The organism is Rhizobium sp. NLR8a (assembly GCF_019685235.1).
In the GTDB taxonomy this organism is placed as follows: Bacteria; Pseudomonadota; Alphaproteobacteria; order Rhizobiales; family Rhizobiaceae; genus Rhizobium.
Genome location: NZ_JABDWI010000001.1, coordinates 148,180 through 164,797, shown reverse-complemented (window position 1 = coordinate 164,797; position 16,618 = coordinate 148,180). Strand labels below are relative to the sequence as shown.

Annotated in this window: 22 protein-coding genes; 10 read left to right on the top strand and 12 right to left on the bottom strand. The window is 57.6% G+C overall.

The features are described 5' to 3' along the window. Positions 1 to 266: 266 nt before the first annotated feature. The 4 genes from hxsA to HJC04_RS00730 are packed head-to-tail and all read right to left on the bottom strand — an operon-like array spanning position 267 to position 3,578. Positions 267 to 869, bottom strand: a complete 603-nt coding sequence (gene hxsA, locus HJC04_RS00745; RefSeq protein ID WP_221123723.1) for a His-Xaa-Ser repeat protein HxsA — start codon at positions 867 to 869, stop codon at positions 267 to 269. Further along, complete coding sequence (gene hxsC, locus HJC04_RS00740) at positions 866 to 1,951, bottom strand: His-Xaa-Ser system radical SAM maturase HxsC (RefSeq protein WP_221123724.1); 1,086 nt, start codon at positions 1,949 to 1,951, stop codon at positions 866 to 868. Before hxsC ends, hxsA begins: the two co-directional genes overlap by 4 nt. Then, positions 1,948 to 3,354: a His-Xaa-Ser system radical SAM maturase HxsB gene (hxsB, locus tag HJC04_RS00735; protein ID WP_221123725.1), complete on the bottom strand. Its 1,407-nt coding sequence runs from the start codon at positions 3,352 to 3,354 to the stop codon at positions 1,948 to 1,950. Before hxsB ends, hxsC begins: the two co-directional genes overlap by 4 nt. Then, positions 3,351 to 3,578: a hypothetical protein gene (locus HJC04_RS00730; protein ID WP_221123726.1), complete on the bottom strand. Its 228-nt coding sequence runs from the start codon at positions 3,576 to 3,578 to the stop codon at positions 3,351 to 3,353. Before HJC04_RS00730 ends, hxsB begins: the two co-directional genes overlap by 4 nt. 203 nt (positions 3,579 to 3,781) lie before the next feature. Between HJC04_RS00730 and HJC04_RS00725 the strand changes: the two genes are divergently transcribed. Continuing rightward, a complete protein-coding gene (locus tag HJC04_RS00725) occupies positions 3,782 to 4,369 on the top strand; it encodes a peptidoglycan-binding protein (RefSeq protein ID WP_221123727.1) in 588 nt (195 codons plus the stop codon). Between the two features lie 258 nt (positions 4,370 to 4,627). Here the strand turns inward: HJC04_RS00725 and HJC04_RS00720 are convergent, their stop codons facing one another. The 5 genes from HJC04_RS00720 to HJC04_RS00700 all read right to left on the bottom strand — a co-directional run bounded on the left by HJC04_RS00720 (position 4,628) and on the right by HJC04_RS00700 (position 8,223). Continuing rightward, on the bottom strand, positions 4,628 to 4,918 hold the full coding sequence (locus HJC04_RS00720; RefSeq protein WP_221123728.1) for a CopG family transcriptional regulator: 291 nt from the start codon (positions 4,916 to 4,918) through the stop codon (positions 4,628 to 4,630). Positions 4,919 to 5,071: 153 nt separating this feature from the next. Further along, positions 5,072 to 5,344 carry a hypothetical protein gene (locus HJC04_RS00715; protein ID WP_221123729.1) on the bottom strand — a complete coding sequence of 91 codons (273 nt, stop codon included), beginning with the start codon at positions 5,342 to 5,344 and terminating at the stop codon, positions 5,072 to 5,074. A 691-nt stretch (positions 5,345 to 6,035) separates the two neighbouring features. Further along, complete coding sequence (locus tag HJC04_RS00710) at positions 6,036 to 6,533, bottom strand: hypothetical protein (RefSeq protein ID WP_221123730.1); 498 nt, start codon at positions 6,531 to 6,533, stop codon at positions 6,036 to 6,038. A 1-nt stretch (position 6,534) separates the two neighbouring features. Beyond that, a complete protein-coding gene (locus HJC04_RS00705; protein ID WP_221123731.1) occupies positions 6,535 to 7,407 on the bottom strand; it encodes a PGN_0703 family putative restriction endonuclease in 873 nt (290 codons plus the stop codon). 90 nt (positions 7,408 to 7,497) lie between these two features. Beyond that, positions 7,498 to 8,223, bottom strand: coding sequence for a DUF2726 domain-containing protein (locus HJC04_RS00700; RefSeq protein WP_221123741.1), 726 nt, complete (start codon positions 8,221 to 8,223; stop codon positions 7,498 to 7,500). Between the two features lie 397 nt (positions 8,224 to 8,620). Here HJC04_RS00700 and HJC04_RS00695 point away from each other — a divergent pair, with 397 nt between their 5' ends. The 4 genes from HJC04_RS00695 to HJC04_RS32150 all read left to right on the top strand — a co-directional run bounded on the left by HJC04_RS00695 (position 8,621) and on the right by HJC04_RS32150 (position 10,552). Continuing rightward, positions 8,621 to 8,839, top strand: a complete 219-nt coding sequence (locus tag HJC04_RS00695; protein ID WP_221123732.1) for a hypothetical protein — start codon at positions 8,621 to 8,623, stop codon at positions 8,837 to 8,839. 72 nt (positions 8,840 to 8,911) lie between these two features. Then, positions 8,912 to 9,559 (top strand): nitrile hydratase subunit alpha, encoded by a 648-nt coding sequence (nthA, locus tag HJC04_RS00690; RefSeq protein WP_221123733.1) that lies wholly within the window; start codon positions 8,912 to 8,914, stop codon positions 9,557 to 9,559. Further along, positions 9,559 to 10,215, top strand: coding sequence for a nitrile hydratase subunit beta (nthB, locus tag HJC04_RS00685; RefSeq protein ID WP_221123734.1), 657 nt, complete (start codon positions 9,559 to 9,561; stop codon positions 10,213 to 10,215). Before nthA ends, nthB begins: the two co-directional genes overlap by 1 nt. 25 nt (positions 10,216 to 10,240) lie before the next feature. Beyond that, the gene (locus HJC04_RS32150; protein WP_221123735.1) at positions 10,241 to 10,552 is read left to right on the top strand and encodes a nitrile hydratase accessory protein; all 312 of its coding nucleotides are present in this window, start codon (positions 10,241 to 10,243) and stop codon (positions 10,550 to 10,552) included. 219 nt (positions 10,553 to 10,771) lie between these two features. On the opposite strand, the gene HJC04_RS00675 is transcribed toward HJC04_RS32150, so the two are convergent. After that, on the bottom strand, positions 10,772 to 11,029 hold the full coding sequence (locus tag HJC04_RS00675; RefSeq protein ID WP_221123736.1) for a CrpP-related protein: 258 nt from the start codon (positions 11,027 to 11,029) through the stop codon (positions 10,772 to 10,774). A gap of 383 nt (positions 11,030 to 11,412) precedes the next feature. Here HJC04_RS00675 and HJC04_RS00670 point away from each other — a divergent pair, with 383 nt between their 5' ends. Continuing rightward, on the top strand, positions 11,413 to 11,679 hold the full coding sequence (locus tag HJC04_RS00670; protein ID WP_221123737.1) for a DUF982 domain-containing protein: 267 nt from the start codon (positions 11,413 to 11,415) through the stop codon (positions 11,677 to 11,679). Between the two features lie 562 nt (positions 11,680 to 12,241). Here HJC04_RS00670 and HJC04_RS00665 read toward each other — a convergent pair. Beyond that, a complete protein-coding gene (locus tag HJC04_RS00665) occupies positions 12,242 to 12,538 on the bottom strand; it encodes a hypothetical protein (protein ID WP_221123738.1) in 297 nt (98 codons plus the stop codon). A gap of 396 nt (positions 12,539 to 12,934) precedes the next feature. On the opposite strand from HJC04_RS00665, the gene HJC04_RS00660 reads away from it, so the two are divergent. The 4 genes from HJC04_RS00660 (at position 12,935) to HJC04_RS00645 (ending at position 15,751) form a co-directional block, all read left to right on the top strand. Next, positions 12,935 to 13,414 carry a DUF982 domain-containing protein gene (locus HJC04_RS00660; RefSeq protein WP_311043770.1) on the top strand — a complete coding sequence of 160 codons (480 nt, stop codon included), beginning with the start codon at positions 12,935 to 12,937 and terminating at the stop codon, positions 13,412 to 13,414. A 541-nt stretch (positions 13,415 to 13,955) separates the two neighbouring features. After that, positions 13,956 to 14,387, top strand: a complete 432-nt coding sequence (locus HJC04_RS00655) for a SyrB2 regulator (RefSeq protein ID WP_221123739.1) — start codon at positions 13,956 to 13,958, stop codon at positions 14,385 to 14,387. Between the two features lie 161 nt (positions 14,388 to 14,548). After that, positions 14,549 to 15,136, top strand: a complete 588-nt coding sequence (locus tag HJC04_RS00650) for a hypothetical protein (protein WP_221144606.1) — start codon at positions 14,549 to 14,551, stop codon at positions 15,134 to 15,136. 168 nt (positions 15,137 to 15,304) lie between these two features. After that, positions 15,305 to 15,751 carry a hypothetical protein gene (locus tag HJC04_RS00645; protein ID WP_183704886.1) on the top strand — a complete coding sequence of 149 codons (447 nt, stop codon included), beginning with the start codon at positions 15,305 to 15,307 and terminating at the stop codon, positions 15,749 to 15,751. 223 nt (positions 15,752 to 15,974) lie between these two features. Here HJC04_RS00645 and HJC04_RS00640 read toward each other — a convergent pair whose 3' ends face one another. Further along, complete coding sequence (locus HJC04_RS00640; RefSeq protein ID WP_221144604.1) at positions 15,975 to 16,565, bottom strand: SOS response-associated peptidase; 591 nt, start codon at positions 16,563 to 16,565, stop codon at positions 15,975 to 15,977. Positions 16,566 to 16,618 lie beyond the last annotated feature (53 nt).

Here is a 16,618-nt window from a genome sequence, read left to right as displayed (position 1 = left end):
CCGGATCGGTCAAGCTGACCGATCCGCACTGCCGTCGCCGCCGATACCCCAAAGCGCAAGGCGGCCGCCCGCACTGTCATGCCCTCGGCAAGCGCGTCGGCAATGCGCTTGCGTAAATCCACGGAAAGAGGTCGCGCCATCGTTGCTGGCCTTCCCACCAGCAATGATGTTGAATCACAACCGAAGCAAAAAGGGAATCCCGTTGCGATTCAGCTTAAGCTGACCGACTCTAAGCGCTGCGTAGAGGGCGGACGGATTTCCAGTTACTATTGTGCTGCAATCCCGAATGCGTTCAAGACCTCCGTCGTTATCGTGCCGGTTACCTTGAGATTGTTGTCCTTCTGCATCTGGCTCAGCGCCGCGCGCGTATCCTCGTCGACGACGCCAGTCAGGGAGCCAGCGTAGTAACCGTAGGCGGTCAATCCCGACTGCACCTGGATGATGATCTGTCTGAACTTGTTCGAGTTTCCGGGAAGCGTTTTCGCGGGCGCCATCTGCTGCGGAGCGGCAGGCGCAGGAGCGGGCGTCGGTGCAATCAGAGCAGCCGGTGGGGAATCGGTTGGCGCGTTATAGCGAGGCGGCGGCGGTGGCGGTGGCGACGGTTCACTGTAGGAGGGGCTGCTATAGGTCGTGCTCGGCAGGTAACCGCCGCCTCCACTCGACCGGTGGCTTGAGTGGGAGCTGTGCGAACTGTGGCTCGAATGGGAGCGGTGGCCGGCCAGCGAATAGAGATGCTTGATCTTCAGCCGCTCGAGAATCGAATGCGGATCTGCTTTCTTGGCGATCGGAGCAAGCGGCATGGCGTCGGTCTTTACCGGCAGGAATCCTGCCGCCAACAGCGACGGAATGAGAAATACGCGTCGTTTCATATTGGCCCCAGCCCCCTGAAACCTTTCCTGTGATCATACCATTCGAAGAAGCCTCCGCATCGCTGCCGTGCGGAGCAGTCTATACAAAAGGGCTCTTGCCTGTTCTTCCAGTCGGAGATCGACGCCGCCGCGAGATGGCGGTAGCGTGCCGGGACCGAGCAGAGGGGGAAATTATAGAGCTGGACGGGCACGTCTCCCGCGGTCGCGATATTAATGGCGCGCGCGACATTGCTGAAATCCAAGGACGTGTCCTTGAAGCTCATATCCCAGTTCATGCGGCCGAAGCCGATATTTTCAAGCTGCATGATCGCCCAGCGTTCGACGAAGGGGAGGGCCGTGGCGACGAAGCCGGCCAGTGCGGGCAGTTTCCAATAGTTTTGCTGCATGACGACCGTTCGAAGCTCGATGGCGGCACCTGCCTCGAACAGGATAGCGAAGGATTGGAGCAGTCGGTCATAAGCGCCTGCCTTCTTGACGATCGCGTCGTGGAGTTGAGCATCGGCCGCATAGAGAGGAATACCCCAGAGGATGCGCTCGACGCCGATCTCTTGAAGCTTGGCGATGTCCACTTCGTCGAGATGCTGGCCGTTCGACAGGATATGAAATTTCAGGTCAGGCCGGACCTTCGACAGCGACAGCAGCATGGCGAAGAGCTTGTCCTTATGGAGGAGAGGCTCGCCGCCGGAGAGGCCGATATAGGCATTCGCGGGCGCGAGCGAGGCGGCGGTCTCCAATTCCGCAAACAGATCGACATGGTTCTTCTTCGGGGGCTGCGAGCACATGAGGCACAGCTGGTCGCACTGCTCGGTGATCAGAAACGTGTTGTGCTGCGAATCCGCCCTGATCAGCCGCCGGGCGCTGGTCTGTCCCGGCAGGACCACGATGACGTCGTTATCGAGCGCAACACCGTCCTTCGTATGGAGAGTAAGCGAGAAGCCCTGGAAGTCGTATTCCCGCCGAGCTCCATCGGCCCCGATCAGGACAGCGTCATTCGGCCCGAGATCGTCGGCGTCGTTCCGCAGTCTGACGATGAGAGGATCCACGATCGGAAGCGGCTCGATCTTGATGCGCAGGTCGATCATGAGTGGACCTTCTTCAATAGGGGATCAATCTCCTCCAGGCCCGACCATAGTGCGATCGATCTTTGCACCTTCGGGTCGTCGGAAAAAAGCAGCTCGAAGACGAGATCGAAGATCGCCGTGTGCCGCTGGCAGAAGTCGGTTAGATGGCGGGGCAGGTCGATCCGCCCATATCTGGAAAGTTCGTCGATAAGGTCGACGCCACAGAAAGCCTGATAGGGACAGTGCACGCAGTCTGCGTCGAAGAGATTGAGTGCCTCCATATTCAGCGCATCGACGATTGTCCGATCCAGTCCCGCGCGGACGTCGCCCATGCTGAGATCGATCTGGCCGAGCCGGCTGATCATGCGCGCCTCGTCGGTCGGGTAGAACGAACCGTCGTGGTCAATCACCAAATAACTTATGCCGACGATGTTGGGGTTCCTGAGGTCGACATGGTTGTCATGACCGCCGCGCACGACTCGCCGCAGACAATGGGAGAAGTAGAACTCCTCCATCGTCCGCTCTGATGTCGCATTATGTTCGATGAGAGTCATGATGAACCGTCGGACATAGTCGCTCCAGCGGCCGGCGACATCTTTTGTCCGGAAGCGTTTTCGGGCAAAGCCCTGATGATTGACAGGGCGCAGATAGATCGACCGGAAGCCAAAGGACGAGTAAAGGTCGATGACGTCGCAGGGATCGGGCAGGGCATCGAGGTCGAAGGTTGGTAGTGCTGATATCCGCTCGGGCCAGGCGTCCGTCGCACGCGTCAGGTTCCGCAGGAACCGCTGCGTCGTCGCAGTGCTTTCGGTCCGGTGACGTTGGTGCAGGTCGAGAGTGGGATCGAGCGAGGTGCTAATGGAGGTATCTTGCGCCGACAGGAAATCCCAGGCCTCCTCGCTCACCTCCTGAAAATTGGTACAGACGACGAATTGCGCCTTCTCGAAGCGCTGGCGCGCGAAGGCGCGGACTTCCTTTAGAACGTCCAGCCGAAGGAGGGGCTCGCCGCCCTGGAATTCGATCTTGATCGTCCTCGTCGAGAGCCCGTCGAGGAAGCCGAGGACGGCATTGAGCGTTGCCGCATCCCAATCATGTCCGGGGGCGTTTTCGTTGACACGGCTGACCTGGCAATAGGCGCAGGAGAGATTGCAGCGGAGTGTGGGCACGAGAATGACGTAGTCGAGCTCGGCGGGGGCGTGCAGACGCCTGGCCCATCGGTAGGCAAAAGCATTGTAAGCGAGGTCGCCGCTATTTTCGAAAGCATGCCCGTTTATCTTGAGAAAAACCTCATCGCCAGGCGCCAGCCTGTCCTCGACGTAGCGATCGAGGAAGGTCTCGTCGGAACGAAAGAACCCGCCGGCATCGTCGCAGAAGATGAAGCCTTCCGCGCCCAACGGCCGGAACTTCAGCGGCATCACCGTCATCGCAGCAGTCTTTCGATGACTGCCCGGCGAAGGAGATCGGTCTCACCATGGATCTTCTGGCGATAAAGCGTGTGCCGGAATGCAGCGATCAGATCGAGGTCGGAGCTATTCACCTCGACGCCGCCCCCCGTGGCGATGACGGCCACCTCGGGATGCAGATAGGAGAAGCGCGCAATGGCTTCATCGAGATAAGGCCGGAAGATCGGCGCGATGTCCAATTTCACTTGTGTCGTCCTGAGGAGCAACTAAGTAATAGCACAGACTGGTTGCTGATTTCTAAATCTAAACGCCGTAGTTGATACCGACTTTTTTTGGACTTTGTGCCAGTTGGATAGAAAAGTCGTTGTGACCCGTGTTGAGGGCAGGTCTGGAGTATTGGCCTAGCAACCCAGCGATGTATAGTCATTCTCCTCAGGGGATGAGTGACATGAGGATCCATGTGAAGTTCTCGGCATTGGCGATGGCGTGCGTTTTTTGCGCGATCTCGACAGGACGGGCCCACGCCGAAATCAGGCCGGTTCGCGACGTCCAGAAGGCGCTTGCGGATCAGGGTTTCGACGCCGGCACGCCAGACGGGATCTGGGGATCGAAATCCGTCACCGCACTCAAGGGTTTTCAGCGTGCCCATCAGCTGGCGCCTTCCGGCGTGGTGACCCAGGATTCGCTGAAGGCGCTATTTCCGAGTTCGGATGCCGATGCGCAGCCTGCCGCGGCGCCGGCGGATGTGGTTGCGGCACCTGTCGTACCTTCGGTCGATCGAAAGCCCGACGTCCTTTCTTCCGAGCCGGTGAGTCTTTCGTCGCAAGTGTCGCTGCAAGCTCCCGCCACCCCCGTCGAAAACCGAAGCGGGAGCAGGAGTGGAGGCAGCTCCGGTTACCTCGTCGCTATATTCCTCATTCTAGTGGCCTTCCTTTTCTTCCGGAGAGCATCAAGGAAAAGCAACATGCAGTCGATCCGATCCAAGGCTGGACTCAAATCCGGTCGGCCAGTCGATGGGCGTCGCGCCGCGCGTTGAAAAATCAAAGACAGGTAGCTGTGAGAATTCGTCGTGGACGGTCTCCCTTTTGTCCGCGAGGTTCTTGAGGGCAGGCGACGTCGCCGCCGATGGTGGACTGGCGCCTCATCGTCAATGGGTACCTACCGGCATACACCTATGACGTGGCGCGCTGGACATCTCGATTACCTTGTCGCAACCGGGGTCGGCCGCACACATCGCTGCAAAGGCATTATCATCGTCGGCACGCGGGTGCTTTGGGACCCAATCTTCGGTCATTCAAGCTGTCCCGTCGACTTCGCCCTCTTCGTCCAGCTCGTGCACCGGCAGATATGTGTTCTTCTGCATCCACTCCCGGACTATGAACCGAACCATATCGTTGCGCGTCTTGCCTAATTCTCCTGAGAGGTCCCGCAGGGCTTCTTCGATATCATCGTCGAAGGCGATTGACCCGGAGTTGCGCAACATCAGCGCGGCGCGGCGAAGCATGATCTGCAAGTCAGGCCGGGAGACGTCCGCGATCCGACTGGCAGCGTCTTCGAGTAGGGTTGCGGTGTCGGTGGTTATCATAGTGTCTCCGCCGGCATTGGTTTCGTGTTGCGGCCCCGCAGCAAGGGTCATACTCTATTACTGTATGCTCCATAGGAGGTGCGGGGTAAAAATAAGCGCAGTAACCGAGGAGGAGGCGACCAGAAATATGCAAACGCGGCGAGCCATCATGTGCTACTCGTCAATCACATTTCCCTCGTCGTCGTATTGGCGGCCGCGGTCCGGCTCCTCGACATAAGTCCTACATTCTTCTTCAAAAGATGATGAGTTGCCCGAACATTCATCCTCGCTTTGAATGCCATTGTCCTCCGCCCACTCATAGCCGGCCCTGTGCCCCTCGCAATTGTGGACGCAGGAATTGCCGCCGAAGCTCTGCGCGAAGGTCAGCCCTGAGAGACTTGGCACCAGCAGGGCGCTCGCACACAACATCGCCATCACTCTCCACATTACCAACCTCCCGGACGCGACATGGCACTTCTGTTTCCGCATAAGCTCCCGTCTGCAGCACGGTCATAATAGGAATAGCAGTTGCCGGGGTAGCGCCTGTATGGCGCATAACCACCCCCACAGTTGCCGTTTGCACAGACAGCAGCAGCCGTCCCGACCAACGCGAGCCCAACAAGGACAGCGGCGGCTTGCTGTTGCTGAGCAACCATTTGCTGGCATTCCAACAGACTCATCCCGCGACGGTTCACTTCCGACACGAGTTGGAATTGAAACGCTGGATCTTGCGTCTCCAAGGCCGTCTTGCAAAGTGCGGCTTTGCTGACGGCCGATGGCTTGTTGTTGAACTCGGCCGGTGTCGTCGTACAGCTCGCCAACGCAAGCGAAATTGCCACGGCGCCGAAGCGTCGAGCTAGTAGATACGTTTTCACGGATAACCCCTCAGTTGCCCGAGGGAAGCATCGCAGAATTCCACTCCACGTCAAATTGCATTTTAATTCATCGTTAACGCTGCTTTAGGGCTGTATCGGCCTAGACGTGACGCGGCCTTGTTCTTTTAGTTTTCAGCCTTTTGCTGACCTATTCTCACGATATCGATATGCATCGTTAGCCACGGAGGCGCTCACTACCATTCCAACTTGAGGCGATACCAAGAAATGCCCACATGGCCCCGTCTGCGTTTCCGACAAAGCCGTCATTTGGCGTGAGGCAGATCGTCCCACTTTATCTTCAGGAGAGGTTTCGTCGTCTTGGGCAGCTTCTTGCGATCAACCATCCGGGATGAGACTTCGAAGTCGGCGTTGATTTTCACGACCAGGAGTTTGCTGAAGTTGCCAGATACCTTCACGAAAACCTCGTCGTTGGATTTGAACGGCGTGATGGTTTTGATCTCGACATGATCGTTACCAAGCCGGCCATCGGCGCCCTGCGCGTAGCTCTTGTTCAGCTTTATTCCGTAGGTGATGGCGCCGAAGAGTTCCCCAATGTCTCCGTACACATTGAGATGACGACCTGTCTCAAGGTGGTAGCTTTCTGCCAGCGACAGGAGCTCCTCAAAGTAGGGGATCAAAGACCTGATCGCATTCGGATATTTGGCGCGCCATTCCTGATATCGGAGCTGTTCTTCCACATCCGACCAGGAAACCCATTCGCCGTCGTCATAGAAGGCTCGATCCCATATATCAGTATTCATTTCAAACCTCTTGGAAAACCGATCTTCGTAAGGCAGCCATTGCGATCTTTCGACCGACCCATTCAGAAAGGTCGTTCCAAAGTTCCTGGTCGAGGCCGACGTGACAAGCGATCGCAATGATCTGCTGGTAGGAAATGGGTGTGATGGCAGCTTGGCCACTTAGACGTGGATCCATCAGGCCTTGCTTCACCTTCTGCGCCGTTGGGAAACTGGGATGATCGGCAAAGGCTGCGAGGGCGGCCGATTGAAGGTTGTGGTGCTTGCCTAACGCTGCTGCCAGCACGGCGTTGCGCATCCACTGATAGCCGTCTGCCTTAAAAGGGCAGGGCGTATGGTCGACAGTCGGATCGAGCCCGAAAACTTTTGGGATATATTCCCAATAATGAATGCCCTTGCCTGTAAGAGCACAGTGCGCGCGCAAGCCGTTACCTGGGTTGATTTGGTTGGTGTAGCTTCCGTTGCATTGACGCTCGCCCGAGCGCAACACCGCCGTCTGGCTACATTGACCTCCGGGTTCGGTGAATTTGCACTCGATGACGAGCGCAGCCTTCGAGCCGACGGCAAGAGCATCGACTTGCGTAGGCCTTGGTTCTCCCAAAAGCCGATCACGATCCGTCCACTCGAGTGTTATCGCCCATGGACCGCCCGGTGCTACGCCAATTGTTGAAGCGATGGCGTCGAAGATGCGGTCGCGATCTGTGCTCATCTTGATTGTGCCCAACACGTCGATCGCGATGGCTTGTGACGAATGTGCCTTATGAGCCTGAATTCGGTTGGTTCGATCACGATGCCAGGGGAATGCCTCCCAATCCTCGATGGCTGCGTGGCTGGCCGGAAACAGATTTTCGCGAACTGCCTGAAATTCGAAGTTCATCGCGGTTGCGCCTTCATACCACCAGGACGAGGCGGCGGTTCCTGCCGATGGAAATGGCTCGGCCGCATAGGGGTGAGTGACTGGAGCGCGTTAGCTGGCAACCGGTTTATCCACCAGCTTCTCGACCAATCGCCTGAGTTCCGATGGGGTGGTGTGGCCAGCCACCACCTCGTGGTAGCCGATCCCGGCGCGTCGCAGTGCCTCTTTCTTCACGGCATCGCGTGCTGCCGCAGTTCCTCCATGGTGTCCTCCACCCTGATATTCGATCACGTGCCGCGGTTGGCAACTGCTGTCGACGAGCAGCAAGTCGACCCGCTTGGAGTTGATGCAACTGTAGGCGTCCGCATCAGTGCTTCGCAGGATTTCGCCCAACGAAACCTGCGCCATGACCTGCCAAGAGGAATTGCAGCCGATCACCATGCTGTCGAGCTCACGAAACACGCGGGCTTCGCTCTTGTTCAGCAATGGCTGAATGGTGAAGTTCGAGCGCATCACGATACGCAGTTGATCCACGGCGTGGACCGGTTTCAATAACTGCGGAGCTGGCACCGGACGCCAAGGTCGCAAAAGGATGCGCTCATTGCTGCGCTTCTTCTCGGGACGAGACCTGTTCCTCGCCAGCCGCGCCTGTTTTCTCGTCGTTGGTAGGAGCTGCTCGACGGCCATTCCGATGACGAGGCCGATAAAAAGCGCGGCAATCAGCAGTTCTGGCCTATCAAAATCCGCCACAGTTATACCGCCCGACGCGCCTACTGCGGCAGCTCCGATGATCAGCCCAGGCACTGCGAACAGCACCGACGTTTGGCGATAGTGCATGCCCCTCTCCAGATTTCCCGCCAGCATAGTAGAACGCATGCATGACGCGCGAAAAGTTATCCATAAGACTGAGGTCGCTACTCGAACTCCTTCAATGATCGATTTCCTAAGTCCGAGGATCAGTTTGTAGCGGTCGTTCGACATCCGCTTCGCCCGGGAGTCTTCAGTCGCTGGCACGGCGAGCGCTTCGAGGCCAGCGACTGGATTGTTGCCATAGCGTTCACGTTTTAGGCCAGGAAGATCGCATAATGGATCGATTGGAAGTGGCTGTGTGCCGACGAATGGAAAAATCACCGGTTGCCAATACATAGTTATTCCCGGGGAGGGATCTCCGGTTCGATTCCTTCAACTGCGCTTCGCAAAACAGATCATCTCATCCTTGGGCGAGGTTCAGTACATGTTTCTGACCTTCTTCATTCTTCAGATGCAATTCGACGTCGCCCATCGTCGATCGTCGATACCGGTGATCCGGCTGGCAATCTGCGAGCTGGTGACCAGGATGCGGACGGAATTGCCCAGTAAACGCATTATCGGAGGCGTCGCCGACGCAGAACTATGGGGCGCTCAGCAGTATCGCAAGAATAGTTTTGATGTTACTTATATTAGAGGCCGCTGAGACGGTTCGGCGGCCTGTCATGAGACCCCGGACGAGGGTCAGACTATCGGACACCAAAACTGGGATGATGCCATGACGGAGTTCGACTCCAAAAAACTGTCGCACATTCACCACGCGCTCCACAGCGACCTTCCGTCCGAGCCTGCCCTGCGCACCAAGGCTCTCGAAAGCTTGCTGACCGAGAAGAGGTTGCTCGACGCCGCAGCCGTAGACGCTTGGATAGAGATGTACCGCGACGAAATCGGACCGAAGCGGGGAGCGGCCGTGGTCGCCCGCGCCTGGACCGATCCCGCCTTCAAGGAAAGGTTGCTTGCTGACGGAACGGCAGCCATCGCCGAACTCGGCTTCGCCGGACATGCCACGGGCCATCTCCAGGCGGTCGAGAACACGCCGACGGTCCACAACCTCATCGTCTGCACATTGTGCTCCTGCTATCCATTTTCACTGCTCGGCATGTCGCCCGCCTGGTACAAATCGAACGAATACAGGGCACGCGCGGTGCGCGACCCAAGGGGTGTGCTCAAGGAGTTCGGCGTCGAACTGGGCGCAGAAACACAGGTGCGCGTTTGGGATTCCACGTCCGAACGCCGCTATCTCGTCGTCCCGCAAAGGCCCGTGGGTGTCGAGGGTTGGGAGGAGGGGGCTCTCGCCGGGTTGGTGACGCGCAATTCGATGATCGGCACACAGCGTGATCTTTATCCGTCAGGGGAGACGAACTGATGGACGGTGTCCATGACCTAGGCGGCCGTGAGGGCTTTGGCTCCGTCCCGGACAAGGAAGATGGCAAGCCTTTCCGTGCCGAGTGGGAGACCCGTGCGTTCGGTATCGTCCAATCGTCTGCCCTTGGGCCGGGCTGGTCCATAGACTGGTTCCGGCACTGCCGCGAGCTGATCGTTCCGATGGATTACCTGACACGGCCGTATTTTGACCAGTGGATCACAACGCTTGCCGCTCAGATGGTCGATGAGGGCTATCTGACGCTCGATGAAGTCCGGTCTGGACAGTCGTCGTTCATCCCCCAGCCCGCATATCCCGCTGACACTGCCGAAGCGTCGCGCGATTATGTCAAAGTGCCGAAGAGCTATGCCAGGGAAGTTGGAACGCCTCCCAGGTTCGCTCCCGGCGATTCAGTCCGTTGTTCGGCGAGGGGGCGGCCCGGCCATACGAGGCTGCCCGGATATGTTCGAAGCCGCAGAGGCGTCGTTCACGCGCATCATGGCGGCCATTTGCTTCCCGACGCATCAACACGCGGCGTGACGAAGGCCGAACACCTTTATACAGTTATGTTCGAAGCTGGCGAGCTATGGCCAGAGGCCGAGCGTGCGATGGACCAAGTGTTTGTCGATCTCTGGGAGAGCTATATTGAGTCCGCATGAGCTATACGCGGCGGAGCGACTAAGGATGCGCGACGGGGAGCCGCCGTTTCTTGAGCCGTGGCATGCGCAGGCGATGGCCATGGCGGACCTACTTGTCAGCTCCGGGCAGGTTTCTTCTACATTGTGGGCTGAGGCGCTTGGCGCGGAGATAAGCGCGTCAGCTTCAAGGGGGGCGGCCGATAACTCGGATGCCTATTTTGGAGCTGTCCTTTCCGCGCTGGAACGGCTGCTGGCTAATGACGGGAAGGTGTCTGCGGCAGAGCTTCACGAACGTGAGCACGCGTGGCAAGAGGCTTATTTACGGACGCCTCATGGTCAGCCTGTAAAACTCGACTAGCTGTTTTCCTTCACTACTTTCTCGATGTCAGCGCAATGTATTTTTCCGCGCCCGACGATAGCTGGAAGCATGGCTGGCTTATCTGGAAAGGGCACTCAACGACCTTTGTCGGAGCGCCCTGAGCTGCATCGGCATTTGTTGCAGCGATGGACGACGGCAGCGGGGCGGAGATGCCGGGATTCGAGCCAAATTGCAACTGAGGCATCGTTATCGATAAACTCACGCATCGAGTGCACGTCGTCTGTGAATCGAGATCAATTTCTTGAAGTGAGTAGCAATCTTACCTTCGCGGCTCGCGTCCTCCGCTTCCCAACCGAACTTCCATGCGTCGTGACGCGCAAGCCAATCTCCGAGAGAACCGGCATCGCCGGTGGGCATCCTGTATGGCGAGAGGTAGGGGTTCTCATTGGCGTTTAGACCGAGCACCCGCGCCCTTGCGCCCGCTTCCTGTATGTCAATCAGCTCTTCAATCGTCATGCGCAATCCCCCACGGTCTGGGCGAGGGTAGCATCGTAATTCGCGCATGCAAGCTAATGCTAATGTAGGGGTTAATTTGCACGGTTTCGCGTGAGGGCACTCGTGTCTAGCCGGTCCGTGCCACCTGAATGCGTAGTGATCTGAAATCATCGCGTCTCCACGCCCTGAGCTTGCATTCACGGAAAGGGGTTTGAGGGCGTTAGGTTTACGAGCTGTATTCCCTGGGCGCATTGGCCGCAAGATTAACTAGAAGTTTTTCTTTGTGTTCTACTTAAATGAAGTGATTGATGCAATATCGGTCACAGAAACTTCAATTTCGAATTTTCGAATATACGTTTATAGATCGGTATGAGGCAGCATTACTCGTTTAGGTGAGAGTTCGCATGTGCTGGAATACATCGTCAGTGTTTACGCCGGTCGGGCTGGCTCTTCGTGATCGGACAACACGCAAGATCGTACGGACGCTCGGCGAAGCAGCGGGTATTCTGATCAGGGACTGGCCTTCGGATGATGGCGAAGAGTACGTGGCTGCTGTAAAAGCCTGTGTCGATGCTATCAGCGGGCGGATCGCTCCAGAGCAATTCCGTGAAGCACTTTTGCGAGCTGCCGACGCGGCTGGCATCGCCGCTCTAACCGTCGTTCCTCGATAACATTTAATTGGCCGAGACATTGACGCCTCAATGCCAATAACGCTGGATCATGGACGCAATCGCGCTATCATGCTTCTGGTTGCTCTCGTGGCCACCGGAAATGTCGAAACGCTGCCTCTGAAATGGGCGTGGAATTGGGCCATCTTTCTGATTTCGCAATCGACGTTGACGACCTGGAACAACTCCAGGCGATCATCGTCGATGCTTGCAATGAGATGAAGATTTCGCCAGATCATCATGGCTTCGTGGCACGGGTCGTAGACCTGCGCTCCCAGGGCCACTCCCGGGAGGAAATCCTTCGAAGCCTAAGAGTGGAGTTCGCGGGTCCCGCTGGCCATGGGCAGAAAGATGCCCCCATTCGTCCATAAGGACTGCGGCCAAGTAGGCCTCGATGCTAACCTGCTCACATGCAACCGCCGGGCGTCGTTCGCCCGGAGGCGGGTCGTGCGTCAGGAGCCGATCACGCGGGCATATTCGGCCTCGGCATTGCCGTAGCTGCCGCCGGCCTTGGCAATTAGCTTGTCACGATTGCGCACGACGATGGTCGCGCGGGACGCCCTAATCATTCCGTCTCCTTCAAGAACGGCAAGTGCCATGGAGATGCCGGACCGTCGCGTTCCAAGCAGGTATGCGCCCTGTTCGTGGGCACGATGATCTCGTCACCATCGATCCTGTCATGGCTCATCAGGATAAACCGCGCCACGCGTTCATCGACGGTGTAGCGGTCGGCTGCAGAAGCTGTTGCCACGGTTTGCATCATGATCGTGGGCGTGAAGTGGAGGAGGATTTTGAGCAAGGGGCTGGCGTTCGCGGCCTCTCTGAGATCGGGAACGCCAATGCGGAGAGAGGAACCTGCCATCTGAACGGACGTTCGCACCGGCGTCTGATCCAGGTCGAGTGATGCAAATCCCGCTCATGCCTTCCTGGCCGATGGTTGCGACTTCGAGGCCCCCGACCAATTGGTGACGTGGTCATCGTTGAGGCAATGCCGCTTTCGATGAAATGGACATAGCTGATAGGCGCATCCGCTTCGACGGGAATATCGGAGCGTTTCAAGTGACGGGCACAAGATGAGGTTCGAGCCGATGCCGATCCACAGGCGGCATCGCCCGAAGGAGGGAATGTGTTCGATACCTAGATTTGATTGGAGCATAGCGTCTCCTCCGTTAGGGCGGGAGACAGCGGCCTCTCGAGTGCCTATCCAAGAATGCGCGGCACCATATAGAACAAGTTAGAGCGGAAGCTCACGGAGGCAATGAGCGAGACGTCGGCGAACGATCGATCATTGATCCTTGAAATCCCGACCGGACAAAGAAGATGTGAATCCCGTTCGCGCCGATTTGACGGGGCAGTGAGCGCGGCAGAGTTTGTTCCCTGTATTCCGAAATATTTCGAGGTAGACAAACGAGTCGCCTTGCATTTTAGTGATACTGAATATGTTAAGGGTTTCCGAGATGAATACCTATCTTACAGCAAGCCGCTCCAAGTCGAGATCGATGGAACAGGACGTTATCGAAAAGCGGAAACCGTCGACCAATTGGCGGTGATGTTGCTAAGCGGTAAGTGGCATCATCGCGGCGGCGAAAAGTTCCACTATGCGTTAATGCGCTCAGTCGAAGCACTGGAATTCTACACCGAAGGTGAAACAGCAAGAGCTGCATTTGTCGAAGCCGCGCACGAGGCCGGAATGCACGTGCTGCCCGATGACATACCCGACGTGAAAAAGGCAAGCTGAGCGCGCCACGCGACTTTCAAGCAGCAAAGCCCGACGAGAAATTGCCGGGCTTTGCTCGATTATATCGAATTTGGTTGTCGGGGCAGGGATTCGAACCCCGCGTCACAGCTCGAAGGCTGGAAGCAACCTCGGACACCCGAGGGATGGGGAGAGCGCCGCGCTCCGATTACGCTTACGCCCGACTGAACCATTAACTCGTGGCCTGTGCAATTGTTCCAGATAGGCGGCCAACCCGCGAGCCCGAGGCCGACAAAAGCGCGGCAATCAGCAGTTCTGGCTTGTCGAGATCTGCCACAGTTATACCGCCCGACGCGAACAGCACCGACCTTTGGCGATAGTGCATGCCCCTCTCCAGATTTCCCGCTAGCATAGTAGAACGCCAGCACGACCCGCGAAGAGTTAGCCAAAAGAGTTAGGTTCGGAGGCGGTCGAGTCACATGCCGTCGAATTCATGATATTAGGCGGGCGATAACCGTAGCGCCTTTGTTGACTCCTTCTTTCACTCCGTCGAAAAGTGACTTGGCTATAGAGGAGATGTCTGATGGCTGATGAGAATAATACGAGCCCTGCTGCCGGGGCCGCAGAAACCAGTGCGCCAATAAATGCGGACGTTAAGAAGAAGCGTGCGCCGCGTCGTCAAAAGCAAGCTGCCGAACCGGCTTCTGCCGCGACCGAGGCGGTGACCGAACCGGCGCCGGCGTCAGGTGCGGCAAAACCTGTTGGACGGGGCAGGGGAAGAAAGCCGAAGTCGATCGAGGCAAAGCCTTCCGATGGCAAGGGCACCCTCAAGGGGAGAGGAAGAAATAAGATCGCCAAGCCTGCCCCGCAAACGGCAAAGGCATCCGCACCGGTGATTGATGAGCTGGAAGATCTGATCCATCTTGAAGAAGAGAACAAGCGCTTGCGCAAATTGCTGGCCGACAAGCTGCGGCAGGAAAATACCGATCTGCGCAAACGGCTCGGACTGGATTGATCAGCACGCAGACATTTAGGTCGGCCGCCATCGCGGCCTCAGCCACCGCATCTTCAGGAGAAAAATCGTCGCCGGGCGCCTCCATCGTGCCCGGCCGACCTGCGAGTGGGGACAGGGCGCTATGCAGCATCGCAGCCCGGCTTGATCGAGGTGAAATGCCGATGAAAACACCGTGGAAATTCCTCGTCGATTTGACGTCGCGGCGTCGAGCGGCAAAAGGGCTCGAGAGTTCCATCGGGCATGATACGAATCCCGCTCTCGATTATCAGGCGGACCAGACGCCGGCATCTCCTTCGACTGAAGACTACGCCCCAGCGGAATACAACGAGGCTGTTCTGGTCGAGAGAGTGGCATCGGCATCGGACGACATTGAAGGCGATCGCGATGCAGCGCAGGCATTGGCACCGCCGGTCGTTGGTGACGAGGCTTTGCCACTCTCACCAAGCGAAGCGCGTCGTTCAGTTGAAAGCGCCGATGAGCCAATCGAGACAAATTCGAAGTCTCGGACAAGGTCTCCGCACAGCCGCGTTAAGCGGAGGATGGGAGCCCAGGCTAACACAGGCGCGCGGGCCGGTGTCGTGACACGTGAAGGTCAAGGCGTCCCTCGGTCCTTTGCGCGCGACGCGTTCTTCGACGATGTGGCAAGCCTTGATGAGGACATCAAAAAACTGAAAAGAGAGCTCGCCCGGAAGCTCCAGCTGCAGAACGCCCAGCTCAAGACGATGCTGAAACGGTTCGACGTCAATTGAGCTTGGCACAGAATCTAAAGGTCTAATGTAAATATGAAAACACCACAGCGAAACTTCGTCGTCGAATTCAAGTCGGGTCGCCGGCGATTGACAACCCAGGCAAATTCGATCTGGGGAAACACCGATATCAAGGCTTTCATCCGTCAGGCAGAGACGGAAGCGCCGCACTTGTTCGAACCCAAGCACAAACTGGACGCTGTCGGCGAACCCAACGAAATGGCCCAGTACCGAGAGCCAGCAAATCAGCTCGACCAGAGCGATGACGCCAGCAACCAGTTTCCGCTCGCCGCTTCTTTGGTCGAACCGATGCCAATCGACCCATCGCAAAGCCATCACGATCACGTCCGCTCCATCGCCCGATCGAACAGACAGTCGGCCAAGAGGCCGGCTCGAAAAGCAGCGACGCGCATCGGCGAGAGCCGCTCGGGAAATCATGCCGACAGCGCAAGCGGCGAGCGCCGCAAAGGATCTTTCGCCGCTTCCGTCGAAGCTCCCGTTGATGAACTGGCTGCGCTTGATGCTGAAAACCGGCGTCTCAAGGCATTGCTGATAAAGCGACTCCGCGAGGAAAATCTGCAGCTTCGGACGATGCTCCAACGACTTGGCGTTGTCTGAGAGGTGACTGATGTGCCAGCTTCTCCGAGTTCGGCAATGTGTCCTCCAAAGCCTCCTTGGCGCCGAGCGCCGGTGACTTTCCAAACTCCGATTTCCGGACGTCCTTTGCCACCATTTCTGAGAACAGCTGGGTGAATAGTCCGACTCCCTTTCACCGCAGACGTGCTCCGCCCAAGAAGTCTTGTTCCGGCACGTCCCTTCGACGAGTTGCTGCAAGAGGGCGCTAACCGACCTGCTCCACCGCCAGCGTCCCCGCCGGAAGCGGACTGATCAGAGACTTCGCGGAGACGGTCGGATCGAGCCAATCGGCCCAGGCATTCCGCTCGAGGATAACAATCTGCCGGTCGTGGTAGGGAGCAATGTCTGGCCCCGGCTCCATGGTCAGCATGGTGAAGGCCTGTCCCACATCCGGCGTTTCGCGCCAGATGCCGGCAATGCAGAAGATCGGCTCGTCCTTCTGGGTGAACAGCCACTTGTCCTTGCGCTTCTTTTTCGGGTCCTTCGGCTCGGTGAACTCGTAAAAACCATCGGCAATGATCAGGCAGCGATTCGAATTGAACTCCCGGCCTTCCGACCGGAAGTTATAGACCGGACGCTTGTTCGGCCCGGGCCAGCTCCAGCGCCGCTGCACGAGCTCGGCCTCGTCCCGGGTCCCGTCGATCGTTCGGACAATGGGTCCGAGATCGGTGATCTTGATGTCCTCACGCCCTTCGAGGTTCGGCGCGCCTTCGCCGAAGCGGATCTTGATCTTGAGCTCGGCGAAGTCCTCGACGATCGAGGCGACATCCACCATCAGCCGATAATCATTGCACATACGTCCTCCGTCTAAGATCTGGTTGTGTGGGAATGTCGTTCCTGATATGTTCT

Bases quoted from the DNA above. Each gene is read 5' to 3' on its own strand.
- hxsA (WP_221123723.1), bottom strand. From the start codon at position 869: ATGAAACGACGCGTATTTCTCATTCCGTCGCTGTTGGCGGCAGGATTC.
- hxsC (WP_221123724.1), bottom strand. From the start codon at position 1,951: ATGATCGACCTGCGCATCAAGATCGAGCCGCTTCCGATCGTGGATCCT.
- hxsB (WP_221123725.1), bottom strand. From the start codon at position 3,354: ATGACGGTGATGCCGCTGAAGTTCCGGCCGTTGGGCGCGGAAGGCTTC.
- HJC04_RS00725 (WP_221123727.1), top strand. From the start codon at position 3,782: ATGAGGATCCATGTGAAGTTCTCGGCATTGGCGATGGCGTGCGTTTTT.
- HJC04_RS00720 (WP_221123728.1), bottom strand. From the start codon at position 4,918: ATGATAACCACCGACACCGCAACCCTACTCGAAGACGCTGCCAGTCGG.
- HJC04_RS00715 (WP_221123729.1), bottom strand. From the start codon at position 5,344: ATGTGGAGAGTGATGGCGATGTTGTGTGCGAGCGCCCTGCTGGTGCCA.
- HJC04_RS00710 (WP_221123730.1), bottom strand. From the start codon at position 6,533: ATGAATACTGATATATGGGATCGAGCCTTCTATGACGACGGCGAATGG.
- HJC04_RS00705 (WP_221123731.1), bottom strand. From the start codon at position 7,407: ATGAACTTCGAATTTCAGGCAGTTCGCGAAAATCTGTTTCCGGCCAGC.
- HJC04_RS00700 (WP_221123741.1), bottom strand. From the start codon at position 8,223: ATGCACTATCGCCAAACGTCGGTGCTGTTCGCAGTGCCTGGGCTGATC.
- HJC04_RS00695 (WP_221123732.1), top strand. From the start codon at position 8,621: ATGTTTCTGACCTTCTTCATTCTTCAGATGCAATTCGACGTCGCCCAT.
- nthA (WP_221123733.1), top strand. From the start codon at position 8,912: ATGACGGAGTTCGACTCCAAAAAACTGTCGCACATTCACCACGCGCTC.
- nthB (WP_221123734.1), top strand. From the start codon at position 9,559: ATGGACGGTGTCCATGACCTAGGCGGCCGTGAGGGCTTTGGCTCCGTC.
- HJC04_RS32150 (WP_221123735.1), top strand. From the start codon at position 10,241: ATGCGCGACGGGGAGCCGCCGTTTCTTGAGCCGTGGCATGCGCAGGCG.
- HJC04_RS00675 (WP_221123736.1), bottom strand. From the start codon at position 11,029: ATGACGATTGAAGAGCTGATTGACATACAGGAAGCGGGCGCAAGGGCG.
- HJC04_RS00670 (WP_221123737.1), top strand. From the start codon at position 11,413: ATGTGCTGGAATACATCGTCAGTGTTTACGCCGGTCGGGCTGGCTCTT.
- HJC04_RS00665 (WP_221123738.1), bottom strand. From the start codon at position 12,538: ATGGCAGGTTCCTCTCTCCGCATTGGCGTTCCCGATCTCAGAGAGGCC.
- HJC04_RS00660 (WP_311043770.1), top strand. From the start codon at position 12,935: ATGAGCGAGACGTCGGCGAACGATCGATCATTGATCCTTGAAATCCCG.
- HJC04_RS00655 (WP_221123739.1), top strand. From the start codon at position 13,956: ATGGCTGATGAGAATAATACGAGCCCTGCTGCCGGGGCCGCAGAAACC.
- HJC04_RS00650 (WP_221144606.1), top strand. From the start codon at position 14,549: ATGAAAACACCGTGGAAATTCCTCGTCGATTTGACGTCGCGGCGTCGA.
- HJC04_RS00640 (WP_221144604.1), bottom strand. From the start codon at position 16,565: ATGTGCAATGATTATCGGCTGATGGTGGATGTCGCCTCGATCGTCGAG.